At 73.3% G+C, this 16035-nt stretch carries 17 protein-coding genes and 1 pseudogene; 6 read left to right on the top strand and 12 right to left on the bottom strand.

What is annotated here, in order from left to right; genetic code table 11:
- Positions 1-8: 8 nt before the first annotated feature.
- The 3 genes from AB0N76_RS28865 to AB0N76_RS28855 are packed head-to-tail and all read right to left on the bottom strand — an operon-like array spanning position 9 to position 1557.
- Complete coding sequence (locus AB0N76_RS28865; RefSeq protein ID WP_363561969.1) at positions 9-446, bottom strand: arsenate reductase ArsC; 438 nt, start codon at positions 444-446, stop codon at positions 9-11.
- Positions 447-469: 23 nt separating this feature from the next.
- The gene (locus AB0N76_RS28860) at positions 470-1186 is read right to left on the bottom strand and encodes an aquaporin (protein WP_363561967.1); all 717 of its coding nucleotides are present in this window, start codon (positions 1184-1186) and stop codon (positions 470-472) included.
- Entirely contained in the window at positions 1183-1557 is a 375-nt protein-coding gene (locus tag AB0N76_RS28855) for a metalloregulator ArsR/SmtB family transcription factor (protein ID WP_363561965.1), read from the bottom strand. Before AB0N76_RS28855 ends, AB0N76_RS28860 begins: the two co-directional genes overlap by 4 nt.
- A 124-nt stretch (positions 1558-1681) precedes the next feature.
- On the opposite strand from AB0N76_RS28855, the gene AB0N76_RS28850 reads away from it, so the two are divergent.
- Entirely contained in the window at positions 1682-1900 is a 219-nt protein-coding gene (locus AB0N76_RS28850) for a hypothetical protein (RefSeq protein WP_363561963.1), read from the top strand.
- A 3-nt stretch (positions 1901-1903) separates the two neighbouring features.
- On the opposite strand, the gene AB0N76_RS28845 is transcribed toward AB0N76_RS28850, so the two are convergent.
- Positions 1904-2416, bottom strand: a complete 513-nt coding sequence (locus tag AB0N76_RS28845) for a DinB family protein (protein WP_363562001.1) — start codon at positions 2414-2416, stop codon at positions 1904-1906.
- Positions 2417-2723: 307 nt separating this feature from the next.
- Here AB0N76_RS28845 and AB0N76_RS28840 point away from each other — a divergent pair, with 307 nt between their 5' ends.
- Positions 2724-3539, top strand: a complete 816-nt coding sequence (locus AB0N76_RS28840; protein ID WP_363561961.1) for a class I SAM-dependent methyltransferase — start codon at positions 2724-2726, stop codon at positions 3537-3539.
- 94 nt (positions 3540-3633) lie between these two features.
- On the opposite strand, the gene AB0N76_RS28835 is transcribed toward AB0N76_RS28840, so the two are convergent.
- On the bottom strand, positions 3634-4068 hold the full coding sequence (locus AB0N76_RS28835; protein WP_363561959.1) for a hypothetical protein: 435 nt from the start codon (positions 4066-4068) through the stop codon (positions 3634-3636).
- Positions 4069-4330: 262 nt separating this feature from the next.
- Here AB0N76_RS28835 and AB0N76_RS28830 point away from each other — a divergent pair, with 262 nt between their 5' ends.
- Positions 4331-5806 carry a non-ribosomal peptide synthetase condensation domain protein gene (locus AB0N76_RS28830; protein WP_363561957.1) on the top strand — a complete coding sequence of 492 codons (1476 nt, stop codon included), beginning with the start codon at positions 4331-4333 and terminating at the stop codon, positions 5804-5806.
- Between the two features lie 69 nt (positions 5807-5875).
- Here AB0N76_RS28830 and AB0N76_RS28825 read toward each other — a convergent pair whose 3' ends face one another.
- From AB0N76_RS28825 to AB0N76_RS28800, 6 genes are all read right to left on the bottom strand, one after another.
- Positions 5876-7402 carry a M1 family metallopeptidase gene (locus AB0N76_RS28825; RefSeq protein ID WP_363561955.1) on the bottom strand — a complete coding sequence of 509 codons (1527 nt, stop codon included), beginning with the start codon at positions 7400-7402 and terminating at the stop codon, positions 5876-5878.
- Between the two features lie 159 nt (positions 7403-7561).
- Positions 7562-8434: a sulfurtransferase gene (locus AB0N76_RS28820; RefSeq protein WP_363561953.1), complete on the bottom strand. Its 873-nt coding sequence runs from the start codon at positions 8432-8434 to the stop codon at positions 7562-7564.
- A 90-nt stretch (positions 8435-8524) separates the two neighbouring features.
- The gene (locus AB0N76_RS28815) at positions 8525-9712 is read right to left on the bottom strand and encodes a class I SAM-dependent methyltransferase (RefSeq protein ID WP_363561951.1); all 1188 of its coding nucleotides are present in this window, start codon (positions 9710-9712) and stop codon (positions 8525-8527) included.
- 86 nt (positions 9713-9798) lie between these two features.
- Positions 9799-11487 (bottom strand): family 20 glycosylhydrolase, encoded by a 1689-nt coding sequence (locus tag AB0N76_RS28810; protein ID WP_363561949.1) that lies wholly within the window; start codon positions 11485-11487, stop codon positions 9799-9801.
- A 79-nt stretch (positions 11488-11566) separates the two neighbouring features.
- Positions 11567-11893 carry a hypothetical protein gene (locus tag AB0N76_RS28805; protein WP_363561947.1) on the bottom strand — a complete coding sequence of 109 codons (327 nt, stop codon included), beginning with the start codon at positions 11891-11893 and terminating at the stop codon, positions 11567-11569.
- Positions 11894-12037: 144 nt separating this feature from the next.
- Positions 12038-12901, bottom strand: a complete 864-nt coding sequence (locus AB0N76_RS28800; protein ID WP_363561945.1) for a polysaccharide deacetylase family protein — start codon at positions 12899-12901, stop codon at positions 12038-12040.
- A gap of 175 nt (positions 12902-13076) precedes the next feature.
- Between AB0N76_RS28800 and AB0N76_RS28795 the strand changes: the two genes are divergently transcribed.
- Positions 13077-13931, top strand: coding sequence for an SAM-dependent methyltransferase (locus tag AB0N76_RS28795; protein WP_363561943.1), 855 nt, complete (start codon positions 13077-13079; stop codon positions 13929-13931).
- Positions 13932-13988: 57 nt separating this feature from the next.
- On the opposite strand, the gene AB0N76_RS28790 is transcribed toward AB0N76_RS28795, so the two are convergent.
- On the bottom strand, positions 13989-14861 hold the full coding sequence (locus AB0N76_RS28790; RefSeq protein ID WP_363561941.1) for a DNA-formamidopyrimidine glycosylase family protein: 873 nt from the start codon (positions 14859-14861) through the stop codon (positions 13989-13991).
- Between the two features lie 143 nt (positions 14862-15004).
- Here AB0N76_RS28790 and AB0N76_RS28785 point away from each other — a divergent pair, with 143 nt between their 5' ends.
- Together AB0N76_RS28785 and AB0N76_RS28780 are read left to right on the top strand one after the other, a co-directional pair.
- Positions 15005-15517 (top strand): SRPBCC family protein, encoded by a 513-nt coding sequence (locus tag AB0N76_RS28785; RefSeq protein ID WP_363561939.1) that lies wholly within the window; start codon positions 15005-15007, stop codon positions 15515-15517.
- Between the two features lie 87 nt (positions 15518-15604).
- Positions 15605-16035 (top strand): annotated as a pseudogene (locus AB0N76_RS28780) (hypothetical protein); the annotation flags it as partial.

The following is a 16035-nucleotide window of genomic DNA, read 5'->3' as shown; positions in this document are numbered from 1 at the left end:
GGCGAGGGTCAGGCAGCGGGCTCGACGGCGAGGTCGGCGAGCAGGCCGCGGATCCGGCGTTCGATCTCGTCGCGGATCGGGCGGACGGCGGCCACGCCCTGGCCGGCCGGGTCGTCCAGCTGCCAGTCCAGGTAGCGCTTGCCGGGGAAGTAGGGGCAGGCGTCGCCGCAGCCCATGGTGATGACCACGTCGGAGGCCTGGACGGCCTCGGTGGTGAGCACCTTGGGGGTCTCGGCGGAGATGTCGACGCCGACCTCGCGCATGGCCTCGACGACGGCCGGGTTGACGGTGTCGGCGGGGGCCGAGCCGGCCGAGCGGACCAGGACGCGGTCGCGGCCGAGGTGGGTGAGGAAGGCGGCGGCCATCTGGGAGCGGCCCGCGTTGTGGACGCAGACGAACAGCACGGACGGGACGGACGGGACGGACGGGACGGCGGGGGTGCTCATGGGCGGGGGCTTCTCTCTCGGGTTCAGCGGGTGGTGGCGACAGCGGCCGGGCCGGTGCGGCCGAACAGGACGGCGACCAGCGCGACCCCCACCACCAGCCCGGCGAGCTGCGCGGCGACGAACCCCGGGACGGAGGCGGGGGCGATGCCGGCGAAGGTGTCGGTGAAGGCCCGGCCGATCGTCACGGCGGGGTTGGCGAAGCTGGTGGAGGAGGTGAACCAGTACGCGGCGCCGACGTACCCGGCGATCGCGAGCGGTGCGGCGGCCGCCCGGCCGACCCGGGCCAGGCCGAAGACCAGCAGGATCAGCCCGGCGGTGGCGACCAGCTCGCCGAGCCACAGGTGCGGGGCGGAGCGGTCGTGGCCGGACCAGCGGACCAGCGGCTCGCCGAACATCGCGTCCGCGAGCACCGCGCCGCCGATCGCCCCGGCGGTCTGCGCGGGCAGGTACGCGGCGACCTCGCGCGGCGTCGGCCCGCTGCCGTCGCGGCGGCCGGTCCACCAGGCGGCGAGGGTGACGGCGGGGTTGAAGTGGGCGCCGGAGATCGGGCCGAGCAGGGCGATCAGCACGCCCAGGCCGAACACGGTGGCGGTCGAGTTGGCGAGCAGCTGCAGGCCGACGTCCCGGGACAGCTCGGTGGCCTGGATGCCGGAGCCGACCACGACCGCCACCAGCGCCGCGGTGCCGACCAGTTCGGCGGCGGCCCGCCGGGCCAGGGGTATCGGGCTCGTCGCCGTCATCTCTCCTCCACCGAGGTGGGTGCCTGGAGCAGCGAGGAGAGCCGGGCGAGCGCGGCGGGCAGCACCCAGTAGTAGACCCAGGTCCCGCGCCGCTCGGAGCCGACCAGCCCGGCCTCGCGCAGCACCTTCAGATGGTGGGAGATGGTCGGCTGGGAGACGTCGAAGGGCCCGGTGAGGTCGCAGACGCAGGCCTCGCCGCCCTCGTGGGAGGCGATCAGGGACAGCAGCCGCAGCCGCACCGGGTCCGCCAGCGCCTTGAACATCCTCGCCAGCCCGGCGGCGGCGTCCTCGCCCAGCGGTTCGCGGACCATCGGCGTGCAGCACGCCACCCGGTCGTCCTGGCCGAGCACCGGCAGTTCCAGATTCGACATGCGTCTATGTTGACAGCCATCGATTCCCCGGAGCAAGCGACCGCTGCGGGTGAACCCGGACCCGGCCCGTCGGCGTGTCCGGGTCCGGCGGGTTGCGGCGGCCCGTCTCGGTCGTTAGCCAGTCATGAGCCACGATCACCCGTCCTCGCCGCGCGCCAACGACGAAACGTTTCTGCGTGACGAACCGATCTTCGCCCAGCTGGCCCGTCTGTGGACCGCCGCCGGCCGCACCGTCCCGGGCCGGCCCGACCAGGAGTGGCAGCACCTCGTCGAGCCGCCCGGGTTCCGCCCGCCCACCGGGGCGACGGTCCCCGGGCGGCCCACCGGGCGGCCCGCCGGGTGACGGCTACGCGCCGACCTCCCCGTCGATCGCCTCCCGCAGGAAGTCGGCGTGGCCGTTGTGCCGGGCGTACTCGTGGATCAGGTGCAGCATCACCAGCCGCAGCGACACGTCCGACTCCCAGCGCGCGAAGTGCGCGGTGACGTCCAGCGACTTCGCCTCCCGCTCGATCCGCCGCGCGTGCTCGACCTCCGCCTCCCAGGCCTCGAACGCCTCGGTCCGGCTGGACCCGCTCGCGTCGTACGCGGCCTGGAAGTCGCCCTCGGGGGACCAGACGAACGGGACGTCCTCCCCGTTGATCACCCGCCGGAACCAGGTCCGCTCCACCTCCGCCATGTGCCGCACCAGCCCGAGCAGCGTCAGCGTCGACGGCGGGCTCGACCGCAGCTTCAGCTGCTCGTCGGTCAGCCCGGCGCACTTCATCGCCAGCGTCGCCCGGTGGAAGTCCAGGTACGCCCGCAGCGTCTCCCGCTCGCCCCCGGTCAGCGGCGGCGAGACCCGCCCGTCCGTCGTCTTCATCCCGGCCATCCCGGTCTCCCCGCTTCCTCGCACGTCCGAACACGTCCGGACACGCCCGAACACATCCGACTGATCGTCACCGAGTCTCCCAGTCGGCGGTGTTCACGCCAAAACCCCTGGCCAGCCCCGCCGACCCGACCCGATCGGCCTGCTCGTCATCGCGGTGGCAGGCCCGCGAAACCACTCCCTTCGGGTAGTTCCGCGCGGCACACGTTTGGGTACGTACTGCGGCGCGCGCCCGCGAGCCGTCCGCGCACCGCATCCCCCCGGCCCGACCCAGCCGCCCCGCGAGGAGACCAGGACACCCATGAGCAGCCAGGACCGCATCCCCACCCCGGTACGCCAGACCTACGGCGCCGGCGATCTGTCCCAAGCCGCCAGCTTCGCGGGCGGTTTCATCAACTTCGGCGACTGGCAGGGCATCGACCTCACCGCCCCCACCTCCGAGGACCGGGTCCGCAGCCAGGAGCAGCTCTACCACCGGGTGCTGCGCGCCTTCCCGCGGCCGACCGAGCAGCTCCGGCTGGCCGAGGTCGGCTGCGGGCGCGGGCTCGGCGCGGCACTGGCGCTGCGGGACTTCCGGTTCGCCGCGGTGACCGGCGTCGACATCCACCCGGACCAGATCGAGCGGGCCCGCGCCGTCAACGCCAAGGCCCTGGCCACCTACCCGGACCGGCTCGGCTACACCCTCGGCTCGGCCGACGAACTCCCCTTCGCGGACGCCTCCCTGGACGGCCTCTACTCGGTCGAGGCCGCCCAGCACTTCCGCGAACTCACCGGCTTCGCCCACGAGGCGGCCCGGGTGCTGCGCCCCGGCGGCCGGCTGGTCGTCACCACCTTCTTCGCCGCGCCCGGTCCCGAGGTCGCCGAGCGCCTCAAGATCCTCCTCGCCAGCTTCGCCGACGGCCTCGACGTCCCGCACGCCCTGGACGGCTTCACCGCCGACCTCACCGCCGCCGGTTTCGGCACCGTCGCCACCGAGTCGATCGGCGCCGACGTCTGGCCGGGCCTCGACCGCTACCTCGTCGACACCGTCCCCGCCGACCACTGGACCCGCCACTTCCTGCCCGCCTGGCGCCACGGCCTGCTCGACTACCACCTGGTCACCGCCGACCGGGGCTGAGCCACCGGGCCGTCCACCGCCGCCGGGCCGCCCCCGCCCGCAGACCGGCCACTCCGCCGGATCCGGCCGACCTGCGGGCGGGCTCACCGGGCCGTCAGCAGGTGACCGGGACGGTCACGGTGGCGGTGGACGGCGGCCAGCCCCACTGGGTGACGTTGAAGGTGGCCATGACGCTGGAGCCGCACGGGGCGGTGCCGGAGACGTTGCCGACCGGGATGCCGCCGAAGGGGATGAAGACGTTCGGCGAGTCGCTGCCGATGACCGCGCCGCCGACGACCTGGGCGGTGAGGTTGAAGGACACCTTCTGCGGGGTCCAGCTGACGCTGGCCGGGGTCGCGTAACCGCCGAACGTGACCTGGTTGCCGGTCACCGAGGCGCAGAGCCGGGTGTTCAGGATCCCGGGGAACCCGTCCACGCAGTTGCTCGGGCCGGACGGGCCGGTGGGCTGGGCGGTGGCGGCGGTGGCACCGGCGACGCCGAGGCCGGACAGCGCGGCAGCGGTGGCGAGCACAGCGGTGAATCGTTTCATCACGTTCATGATCGGCTCTCTCCCTGAGTCAGGAGTGGTGGGTGGGGTTGCGTGAAGCGGAGTGCAATTTCACGCTTCACATGTCAGATGCTGCCATGACTTCCGAGCCCACCGTCCGCGAACGGCCTCGACTCCGGGGACACCTGCCGGAATTGACCTTCATCTGGCGCGATTCAGCACCGTGCAGCAGACTCTCCCCCAACGGCTCCCACCGCACCCTCCGTAACCTCCGCACCCACCACACCATCGGAGAACCCCCACGGTGACTACGAGTCGACAACTGGAGATATCCCTCGCCGGCGGCCGCTCCGGCAGCGGGCCGGCGACCTGGGGCCAGCGCGCCATCTGGGACATCGTCAACCGCCTCGCCCCCGGCGACCGTCCGCGCTTCAACATCGCCACCAGCGCCCCGATCGACCCGGGCCTGCCGCTGCCGGTGGTCCTGGACGCCCTCGGGCACCTGCTCCACCTGCACGACTCCCTGCACACCCGGCTGCTGCCCGCCCCGGACGGCGCCGGGGTGCACCAGATCGTCGACCCGGACGGCCGGCTGCCGGTCCACGTCCGGGACTGCCCCGACGGCGCCGACCGGGCCGAACTCACCGCCGCCGGCGAGGCCCTGCACGCGGAGCTGGCCGCGCGCCCCTTCGACGTCGGCGCCGAGTGGCCGATCCGGGTCGGCCTGGTGGTCGCCGACGGCCTGGTCCGGCAGATGTCCCTGACGCTCTCGCACACCGCGGTGGACGGCACCGGCATGGGCCTGCTGGTCCGGGACCTCAGCGAACTCGCCCTGGGCGCCGACCCGGCCGCGATCCGCGCCGCCCGAGCACCCCAACAGCCGCTGGAGGAGGCCGGGTTCCAGACCTCCCCACGCGGTCTGAAGCGGGACGCCAACGCCCGCGCGCACGCCCTGCGAAAGCTCCGCGGCGCCCCGGCCCGGCTCTTCCCGCCCGCCGTCGGCAAGACCGGCGAGACCGGCACGGCCGCCACCGAGGCCGGCGCCGAGCGGTTCCCGAACGCCGTGCTGGACTCGCCCGCGCTGCTGCGCGCCGTCGACGCGGTCGCCGCCGCCCACCGGACCGGCACCTCCGCCGTCCTGCTCGCGGCCACCGCCGCGATGACGGCCCGGCTCTCCGGCTCGCCGGACGCCGTGCTCCAGGTCGTGGTCAACAACCGCTTCCTGTCCGGCCTCTCCGACGCGGTCAGCGTGGTCGCCGGCGACGCGCTGCTCCACCTCCCGAACGCCGACGTGGACACCGCTCCCGACACCGCTCCCGACAGCGACGACGCCCGGGACTTCGGCGCGGCCGTGCGCCGCACCCACGCCGCCTCGATCGCCGCCTACCGGCACGCGTACTTCGACCGGCGCCTGCTGGACGCGGAGGTGGCGCGCCTCACCGCCGAGGGCGTCCCGCTCGCCGACCGCTCCTGCGTCTTCAACGACACCCGCGAGCTGCTCCCGGCCGGCCTGACCGGCCCGGCCGACGACGCACCGGCCACCGCGCCGGACGGCCGGACCACACTCAGCTGGCCCGTCGAGTTCGACCCGCGCCCCGGCCTCAGCTACGCCCTGGACGCCCTGCGCACCCCCGACACCCTGCGCCTCGCGATGACCGCCGACCCGTCCGTCCTCCCCCGGCCCGCGATGGAACGCTTCCTCTACGGCATCGAGGAGCTGGTCCTCACCGAGGAGCGGACCCTGAACGGCCTGAACGGTCCGAACGGTCTGAACGGCTGAGCACGCGCCGAGGGGCCCGGTCCGTCCGCGCGGGAGCGGACGGACCGGGCCCCTTCGGCCGACGGTCGATCAGCCCTTGTGCTCGTGCACCGCGTTGGTCTCCTGGATCTTCTTCCAGGACTTCGGCTCCGGCGCGGCGCTCGCCCCGGCGCTCGGCGCGAGGCTCGGCGCCAGGCTCGCCGCGGCCGGCGCGGCACCCGCCGAACCCACCGCCGGCTTCCCCGCCGTGAACAGCCAGGTGTTGAACAGCTCGCCCAGCGGCTTGCCGGAGATCCGCTCCGCGTACGCCTGGAACTGCTGGATGGTGGCGTTGCCGTACTTGCGCTCGGTCGGCCAGCCCTTCAGGATCCGGAAGAACTTCTCGTCCCCGACCGCGTTGCGCAGCGCCTGCACCGCCACCGCGCCCCGGTCGTAGACCGCGCCGGAGAACTGGTGGTCCGCGCCCGGGTCGCCCGGCTTGACGGTCCAGAAGGCGTGGTCGGCCGGGTAGAGGTTGTAGACGTAGTCGGCCAGCTCCTGGGCGGTGCCCTCGTTCTCGTGCTCGGACCAGAGCCACTGCGAGTACCGGGCGAAGCCCTCGTTGAGCCAGATGTCGCTCCAGCGCTGGACGGAGACGCTGTCCCCGTACCACTGGTGCGCCAACTCGTGCACCACCACGGAGGTGTTGGCGCCACGGGCGAACTGGGCCGGGCTGTAGAAGATCTGGCCCTGGGTCTCCAGCGCGTACCCGGTGGGCACGTTGGGGACGTAGCCGCCGACGGTGCCGAAGGGGTACTCGCCGAAGTAGCCGGCCAGCCAGTCCACCAGCTCGCCGGTCCGCTCGACGCTGGCCTGGGCGGCGCCGAGGTTGTCGCCGAGGTCCTTGCTGTAGGCGGTGATGACGGGCGTCCCGCCGGGGGTGGTGTCGTTGCGGATCTCGAACTTGCCGATCGCCAGCGTGGCCAGGTAGGTGGCCTGCGGCTTGGTCTGCCGGTAGCTGTAGCGGGTCCAGCCGGCCGACGAGCGCTGCGCCGCGGTGCCGTTGCTGATCACCTGGGTGCCGTCGGGCACCTGGACCGAGACGTCGAAGGTGGCCTTGTCGGTCGGGTGGTCGTTGCTCGGGTACCACCAGGCCGAGCCCTCGGGCTCGTTGGCCGCGACGCCGCCGTCCGGGGTGCGCAGCCAGGCGGAGTAGCCGCCGCGCTCGACCGAGCCGGGCTTGTCGGCGTAGCGGACGACGACGGTGATCGGGCTGCCCTTGGCGATCGTCCGGGCGGGGGTGATCTCCAGCTCCTGCTCGCCGGTGCTCGCGAACTTGGCGGCGCGGCCGTTGACCAGCACCTCCTTCACCTGGAGCACGAAGTCGAGGTTGAAGCGGGTGAGGTCCTGGGTGGCGGTGGCCAGGATGGTGGTGGTGCCCTCCAACAGGTCGGTGGCGGGCTGGTATTTGAGCCGGATGTCGTAGTGCGAGACGTCGTAGCCGCCGTTGCCGGCGTTGGGGTAGTAGGGGTCGCCGATTCCGGCCGCTCCCGGTCCGGCCTGGGCGGCGGAGGCGGGGACGGACAGGAGCAGGGCGAGCGCGCCGGCGGCGGCAGAGACGATCAGCCTCTTGCGCACGGTGGTCCTCCACAGGGTCACTGGGACAACGGGGTCGGATCGATCCTTGTCCCAACGGGCCCTGTCCTACGCCTGAACATCGATATGTTCATAACAAGAAACAGGCCGAAATGGCGGCGCCGCGTCCTCGTCACGGCGCGCCACCCCGGGTGATGTCGCTCAGGCCCCGAGCGCCACCGGCGCCCGCACCAGCGAGCCGTACTCCGTCCACGAGCCGTCGTAGTTCTTGACGTGCGGGTACCCCAGCAGCTCGGTGAGCGCGAACCAGGTGTGCGCCGACCGCTCCCCGATCCGGCAGTAGGCGATCACCTCGTGCTCGGCCTCCACACCCTGCCCGCCGTACAGCGCGCGCAGTTCCTCCGCCGACCGGAAGGTCCCGTCCTCGTTGGCCGCCTGCGACCAGGGGATGTTGACCGCGCCGGGGATGTGCCCGGGCACCTGCGCCTGCTCCTGCGGCAGGTGCGGCGGCGCCAGCGCCTCGCCCCGGTACTCGGCCGGCGAGCGGACGTCCACCAGCACCGCGTCCGAACCGGGTTTGGCGAACACCTCGGCCTTGGCCAGCACCTCGTCGCGCAGCGCCCGCACCTCGGGGTGTTCGGGTCCGGTCAGCCGGTACGAGCTGTGCTGGTAGTCCATCACCTCCTCGGTCAGCTCGCGCCGCTCCAGCTCCCACTTCTTCCGGCCGCCGTCCAGCAGCCGCACCGGCCCGAAGCCGCGCAGCCGCAGCAGCCAGTAGGCGTAGGCGGCGAACCAGTTGTTGTTTCCGCCGTACAGCACGACGGTGGTGTCGTCCTCGACCCCGGCGGCGCGCAGCAGGTGCTGCGTCCCCGCGCGGTCCACGTAGTCGCGACCGACCTGGGTGTGCAGGTCGGTGGTCCAGTTCCAGCCGACCGCGCCGGGGATGTGGCCCTGCTCGTACGCCCCGGTGTCCTCGTCCACCTCGACGACCCGGAGGGTCCCGTCGGCCAGGTGGTGGGCCAGCCACTCGGTGTCGACCAGTGTCTCGGGGTGTGCGTAGCCGTTGCCGGTCATCGACGCCCTCCTTCACTCGGACCATTCGAACCTACGTCCGCGCCCGCGCCCCGGCCACCCCGACGGCCACCCGTCTCCCCGCCGGCCGGGTCAGGCTGCCAGGCGGGCCACGTAGTACTGGTTGAGCACGTCCTCCTCGATCCGCCGGACGTCCACCGAGCCGAAACCGGCCTGCGCCAGCATCCGCCGGGCGGTCTGCTCGCCCCAGACCGTGCCGAGCCCCGCGCCGCCCTCGCCGAGCGAGACCGTCATGCAGTAGAAGGTCGAGAAGGTGTACAGGGCCGGCGCCAGCGGGTGCCCGACGTTCTCCTCCAGCCGGCTGCTGGCCGCGATGTCGCACATCAGGAAGACGCCCTCGGGCCGCAGCACACCGGCGACGGCTTGCAGCGTCTCGGCCGGCCGGGCCAGGTCGTGGATCACGTCGAACGCGGTGACCAGGTCGTACCCTCCGGTCAGCGCGGCGGAGTCGCCGACCACGAAGGTGGCGTTGTCCAGGCCGCGCACGGCGGCCTCGGTCTTGGCCGCGCCGATGCCCTGCGCGGAGATGTCCACCCCGGTGAACCGGCTGGCCGGGTAGGCCGCGGCCAGCACGTTGACGGCGTGGCCCTGGCCGGTGCCGATGTCGACCACGTCGATGCCGGCCGTCAGCCGCTCGGCCAGCCCGGGGACCAGCGGCACCACCCGGTCGACCAGCAGCCGGTCGTAGGTCGCGGCGGTCTCCTCGCCCTGCAGCGCCTGGAACCGCGGGTACGCCGAGTACGGCAGCCCGCCGCCCGTGCGGAACGCCTCGACGATCCCCTGCTCGACCTCGCCCAACAGTGAGATGTACTGCGTCATCCCGGCCAGGTTGTCCGGCCCGGCCGCCCTGGTCAGCGAGGCGGCGTGCTCGGGTGGGAGGGTGTACCGCCCGCCGCCCGGACCGCCGGGGCGCGGTTCGCCGTGGCCGGGGTCGCCGTCGCGGGGTGCACCGTGGCCATGGCCGGGGTCGCCGTCGCCCGGGTCGTGGTGGATGATCCCGCCGACCACCATGCCGCCCAGCCACTCCCGGACGTAGCGTTCGTCCAGCCCGGCGGCCCGGGCGATCTCCTCGCTGGTCGACGGGGCGAGGCCCGCCATGGTGTCGAAGAGTCCGGTCTGGTGGCCGACGCTGGCCATCAGCGCCAGGCAGGCGTCGTTCAGCACCTGCACCATGCGACCCGCGAAGGCCTCCTGCTTCGCCGGATCCGGTTCCGGCACGGATTTCGGTACGGACTCCGGTGCGGATTCCCGTTCGGACATCGTTCCTCCTGCGCCAGTCGGGACTGCGCGAACCCTCCCCTCGTCACGCTACGCCGCCCCCCGGCGTTCCCCCACCCCGTCCGGCCCTACCCCTGCGTCGGCCAGGGCACCTCGGACCGCTTCTCGTACGCGTACCCGGCGGCCTCCCAGCGCGGTCCCTCCTCGGCGAGCCGCCGCCGGAACCGCTCCCAGTCGTGGCTCTGCTTCGACGACCAGCCGAGCTCGGCCAGCGCGGGCAGCCGGGGCAGCAGCATCAGGTCCAACTCGCGCGGGGTGGCCAGGGTCTCCGTCCACAGCGGCGCCTCCACCCCGAGCACCGCGCCGGCGGGCAGGTCCACCTGGGTGTCCGGGTCCCAGGAGTAGGCGGTCCGGACGTCGACGGTGCCCGCCCAGACCAGAACGAGCGGGTAGGACGGGTCGTATTTCATGTCCAGGTAGCTACGGCCCGCCGGCGACATGATCACCTTGGCACCGCGCCCGGCGGCCTCCCGCAGCTCGGCCTCATGCCCGCCCCGGCCGTCCCAGAACTGGAGCACGCCGACCCCGCCGGGCGCGGTCTGGTTCCAGCCGACCGTGGCCTTCCCGGCCGCGCGCACCTGCTCGTCCACCCGCCGGACGAACGCCGCGTACTCCGCCGGGGAGACCGTCTTCACCTCGTCGCCGCCGATGTGCAGGTACCGCCCGGGGGTGAGCCGGGCCAGCTCGGTGATCACGTCCCCGGTGAAGGCGAAGACGGCGTCCCCGGTCGGGCAGAGCGTGGAGAACCCGACCTCGATGCCGGTGTACGGCCAGGGGCGGGCGCTGCCGGTGCAGTCCAGCTCGGGGTAGGCGGCGAGGGCGGCGTTGCTGTGGCCGGGCAGGTCGATCTCGGGAACGACGGTGAGATAGCGCTCCTGCGCGTACCGGACGATCTCCTGGTAGTCGGCGGCGGTGTAGAAGCCGCCGGGCGTGCCGCCGACCTCGCTGACCGCACCCACCGTGGTGAGCGCGGGCCGGGACGGCACCTCGATCCGCCAGCCCTGGTCGTCGGAGAGGTGCAGGTGCAGACGGTTGAGCTTGTACAGGGCGAGGCGGTCGATGAAGCCCTTGACCTCGGCGGGGGTGAAGAAGTGGCGGGCGACGTCGAGCATCGCGCCCCGGTAGGCGTAGCGCGGGCGGTCCTCGACGGTGCCCGGCGCGACGGTCCACTCGGGGGCGTCGGCGACCGGGGCCGGGCTCTCGATCCGCGGCGGCAGCAGCTGACGGAGCGTCTGGGTGCCCCGGTAGAGGCCCTCGGGGGCGCGGGCGGTGATCCGCACGCCGGTGGCGTCGGCGGTCAGCCGGTAGGCCTCGGCGGCGGTGTCGGCATCGGTTCCGGAGCCGACGGGGAGGGCCGGGTCGAGCAGCAGGCTGATGCCGTCCGCAGGACCGCTCTCGTCGAGCGGGAGCGGCAGCCCGGTCGGGCGGCGCAGCGCCTCGGCGAGTTGCCCGGCGATCCGCCGCACCTCCCCGGCCTGCCGCTCCACCGCCTCCGCGCCGGGGACGGTCCGGATCACGGTGCGGTCGGTGAGCCGGTAGCCAGGGCCGGTACCGGGGGTGACGGAGAGCGGCAGCGGGACGATCCGGTCGGCGGTGCGCGGCCCGGACGGCACGGCGACGGGTGCGGCCGTCTCCCCCACCTCCCCGCCGCCGACCGCGCGCTGCACCCCGAAGCCGACCGCCGCGAGCAGCAGGACGGCGACGAGGAGCAGCACCCAGCGGGCCCGGGCGGAGGTCCCGGCGGTTCGAATCGGCACGGCCACTCCCGGTGTCGTTTCCCGGAATGGTCTCAACCGATCGCCGAGCTGTCCCGCACTTCGCCCTGACGGCCCGTTCTCAGGAGAAGACGACAGAGCGAAGCTTCAGCCGATTGCCCAGGATCTTGCCCGGGTTCATGACGTAGAAGGTGTCACCGTCGCAGTCGAATTCGAGGAAGACCGTGGCGGTCGACGTGGTGATGTTCCGCGGCGCGAACGCCGGCTCGGCGTCGGTCGCCCCCGGGAGGTTGATGCACACTCCGCCCTCCGGGTCGGTCAGTCCGCTCGGGAGCCCGGAGCCGACTCGGTAGAGGAATTCGCCGGTCGCCGCGTTCGCGGAGGTGGGGACGGCGAGGACGAGCGCGATCGCGCTGGTGGCGGCGAGCACGGCGTTGCGGAGGCGCATGGGGGTGGAGCCTTTCAGGGCGGCACGCGGTGGTACCGGGGGAATTGATGCGAGTTCACCCTAGAGGCCCCAAAATCGGAGAAACGATTCTCCTAATCCACTCTTTCGAGTGGTTTAGGAGGATTTACCGCGACCTTTCCAAACTCACCCCGGCGGCGCGGTGAAGCAGTACCCGGAGTCGATCAGCACCGGCAGGTACGTCTTCAGCGCCGCCACCGTCTGCGAGCGGTCCCCGCCGCCGTCGTGGTTGAGCACGATCGCGCCGGGGCGGACGTCCTTGAGGATCCGGTCGGTGATCACGCCCGTCCCCGGGCGGGCCCAGTCCCTCGGGTCCACCGACCAGGCCATCGGCCGCATCCCCAGTTCGGCGCTGACCCGCAGGGCCGTCGAGGACCAGTCCCCGCCGGGCGCCCGGAACCAGGTCGGCACTTTGCCGGTGGTCCGGTGCAGCAGGTCGGAGGTGCGCTCCAGCTCGTCGCGGACCTTCCCCTCGGAGAGTTGCCGCAGGTCGGGGTGGGTCCAGGTGTGGTTGGCGAGGTGGTGGCCGCGGGCGGCGATCTCGCGGACCAGGCCCGGGTGCTCGACCGCGTTCTCACCGATCAGGAAGAAGGTGGCCCGGATCCCGTACTGCTCCAGCAGCGCCAGCACGGTGGGGGTGTGCCGGGGGTCGGGGCCGTCGTCGATGGTGAGCGCGACCACCCGCCGTTCGGCGTCCAGCTCGTACACCGGCCGGCTCTCGGCCGCCGTCAGCGCCCGGGCCGCCGTCGGCGTGGCGGTGGGGGTGGGCGCCGGGGTGGGCGTCGGTGTCGGGGTGGGCGTCGGCGTGGAGATCGGCGACGGAGGCGCGGAAGGCACGGCGGACTCGGTGGGCTCGGCGGGCTCGGTGGGCACCGCGAACATGCCCTCCGCCCCGGCCGACCGGCGGCCGCAGCCGGCGGCTCCGAGCAGCGACATCCCCGCCGCGACCAGCAGCAATCTTCGCGAAGTAATCTGACGATCAGACAGCATGACGAATCTCTCCCCCATTCACCGCCCCGCCTCCCAGCGGCAACCCCGACAGCCCTGATCACCACCCCAACGGCCCAGGTCACCACCTGTTCACCCACCCCACGGCCGGAACCGGAACGGGCCCGCTAGTCTGTCCTCTCCCAAGTGTGATGATCTGTCTTCAGAGGACGTGGCCATGACGACAAGTCAGGACTTCGCCGATCGGTCCGACAACGACGCCGCCGAGCTCAGCCAGTGGGAGAAGTACGGGGTCGACACCAGCACCCCGCACTCCGCCCGCGTCTACGACTACTGGCTGGGCGGGAAGACCAACTTCCCGCCGGACCGCGCCATGGCCGTGGCCATCGAGGAGGCCGTGCCCAGCATCAAGGCGATGGCCAAGGAGAACCGCGGCTTCCAGGGCCGCGCCGTCCGCCACCTGGCCGAGCAGCACGGCATCCGCCAGTTCCTCGACCTCGGCACCGGCATCCCCACCTCGCCGAACACCCATGAGATCGCCGAGTCGGTCAGCCCCGGCACCCGCGTCGTCTACGTGGACAACGACCCGATCGTGCTGGCCCACGCCCGCGCGCTGATGGTCTCCACCCCGGCCAGCCGCACCACCTACATCCACGCCGACCTCGGCAAGCCCGCCGAGCTGCTGGCCGACCCGGCGCTCACCTCCACGCTGGACCTCTCCCAGCCGGTCGGCCTGCTGATGATCGCGGTGCTGATGCTGATCGCCGACGAGGACGACCCGTGGGGCAAGGTCGCCGCGCTGCGCGACGCGCTGCCCTCCGGCAGCTGCCTGGCGCTCACCCACCCCACCCAGGACTTCGACGAGGAGGCCGTCGCCAAGGTCACCGCGGCCGCCCGGGCCGGCGGGATGACCCTGGTGCCGCGCACCAAGGAGGAGGTCAGCCGGTTCTTCGAGGGCTGGGAGCTGATCGAGCCGGGCGTCTCCCCGGTGATGTCCTGGCACCCGGACGGCGAGCAGCCGGCCGACCCGTACGCCGCGTACTACTGGGGCGGCGTCGCCCGCAAGCCCTGACCCGCGCGCCGTGACCCGGCTGCCGACGTAGGACCGCCACCGCCGTGGCCGGCGTCCCTACTTCAGCAGCCGGGAGAGCCGCCGGTCGGCGAGCGGCTTGCCGCCGGTCTGGCAGGTCGGGCAGTACTGCAGCGAGGTGTCGGCGAACGACACCTCCCGCACGGTGTCCCCGCAGACCGGGCAGGGCTGCCCGGTCCGCCCGTGCACCCGCAGGCCCAGCTTCTTCTCCGCCTTCAGCTCCCCCGCCGCCAGCCCGTGCGAGCGCTCCACCGCCTCGCGCAGGGTCGTGCCGAGTGCCGCGTACAGCTGCGCCGTCTCCTCCTCCGACAGACTCGACGCGATCTTGTACGGGGACATCCGGGCCGCGTGCAGCACCTCGTCCGAGTAAGCGTTGCCGACGCCCGCCAGCACGGTCTGGTCCCGCAGCACCCCCTTGATCCGCCGCCGCTCGCCGCTCAGCAGCCCGGTGAACCGCTCCAGGGTGAACTCGGGGTCCAGCGGGTCCGGCCCGAGCCGGGCCACCCCCGGGACCTCCGCCGGGTCCCGCACCACGTACACCGCGAGCCCCTTCTTGCTGCCCGCCTCGGTGAGGTCGAAGCCCTCGCCGTCCGGTGGGCCCGCCAGGCGGACCCGCAGCGCGAGCGGGTTGCGGCTGCTCGGCCGCGGCGGCTCGGCGGGCAGGTGGTCCTTCCAGCGCAGCCACCCCGCCCGGGCCAGGTGGACGACCAGGTGCAGTCCGCCGGCCTCGATGTCGAGGAACTTCCCGCGCCGGACGACCGGGCCGACCGTCAGCCCCTGCAGCGCCGTCACCGGCGGGTCGTAGGTCTTGAGCGCGCTGATCGCCACCGGCCGGACCTCGGCGATCACCCGGCCGGTCAGCCGTTCGGAGAGGTAGGCGGCGAGGGCCTCGACCTCGGGCAACTCCGGCATGCGCCCAGTCTCGCCCAAGCTCCCGCCGCCCGCCCGCTCTCGCCGCCCTCCGCTTCTCCATTTCCCTTTCTCTTTGCCGTCCGCTGCCGCCCGGCGCAGGCTGGAGGGTGGACCGCGCACCACCCGAGGAGGTCCGGCCCGCCATGAGCACGCTTGAGGAACAGATCGACATCGACGCGCCGGTGCTGGCCGCCTGGGAGCAACTGCACCGCGTCCACGACTACCCGCGCTTCCTCGCCGGCGTCCGCAGCGCCCAGCCGCACGGCCGCAACCTGGCCCACCTCGGCGTCGAGATCGCCGGCGCCGAGCGGGACGTCGAGGCCGAGATCACCGACCGGGGGCGCGGCCGGGTGATGGCCTGGCGCACCCTGGACGGCCTGGACCCGCACGGCCTCGACCTGCACGGCGCGTTCGCGCTGCGCCCGCTGGACGGCGCGCACACCCGGGTGCAGATCCGGCTGGAGTACGACCCGGAGGCGGTGCACGAGGCGTTCGGCGGACCGCGCGGATTCGCCCTGGCCGGGGCGGTCGAGCGGACCGTCCGGAGCGACCTGGAGCAGTTCCGGGAGCTGGTCGAGGCGCGGATGACGGCCGCCGCCGAACCGGCCGAGCCGGTCGTCGAGGCGCCCGGCATCGTCGACGTAAACGGGATATAAGCCCAGCTCAGGAGCGGTGGTGAGGATCTTCACAGGGAGCCGCCGAGCGACTCGTTCGGGTTTCAACCTGTGGCAGACTCGGGTCCCGTGAACACTCCCCCGGTCTCCAGGACGCTGCGCGCGGCGGTCTTCGCCGCGCTGCTCGTGCTGCTCGCCGGGCTCGGCCAGGTGCTGGTCACCGGCCGTCCGCTGCCGCTCGGCACGCTGGCCGTGGCCGGCGCCGCCGTGTTCGCGGTGGCCTTCGCGCTGGCCGGCCGGGAGCGCCGCTACGGCTCGGTCGCGGCGGTCTTCCTGCCGCTGGAACTGGGCCTGAGCGCCCTGTTCGACCTCGCCCAGTCGACCTGTCCGTCCCTGCCGCCCGGCACCGCCCGCGGTCTCGAACCGCTGCTCTGCGGCGGCGGCTCGCTCGGCGGCCTGCTGCTCGGCCACGGCCTCTCCCGGCCGACCGGCCTCGCCCTGCTGCTGCTCCTGCACACCGCGCTGGCGCTGGCCGCCGCGGCCTGGCTGCGCGGCGCCGA

This window comes from Kitasatospora sp. NPDC093806 (genome assembly GCF_040683335.1).
Classification (GTDB): Bacteria; Actinomycetota; Actinomycetes; order Streptomycetales; family Streptomycetaceae; genus Kitasatospora.
This window is presented reverse-complemented; position numbering and strand designations above follow the sequence as displayed.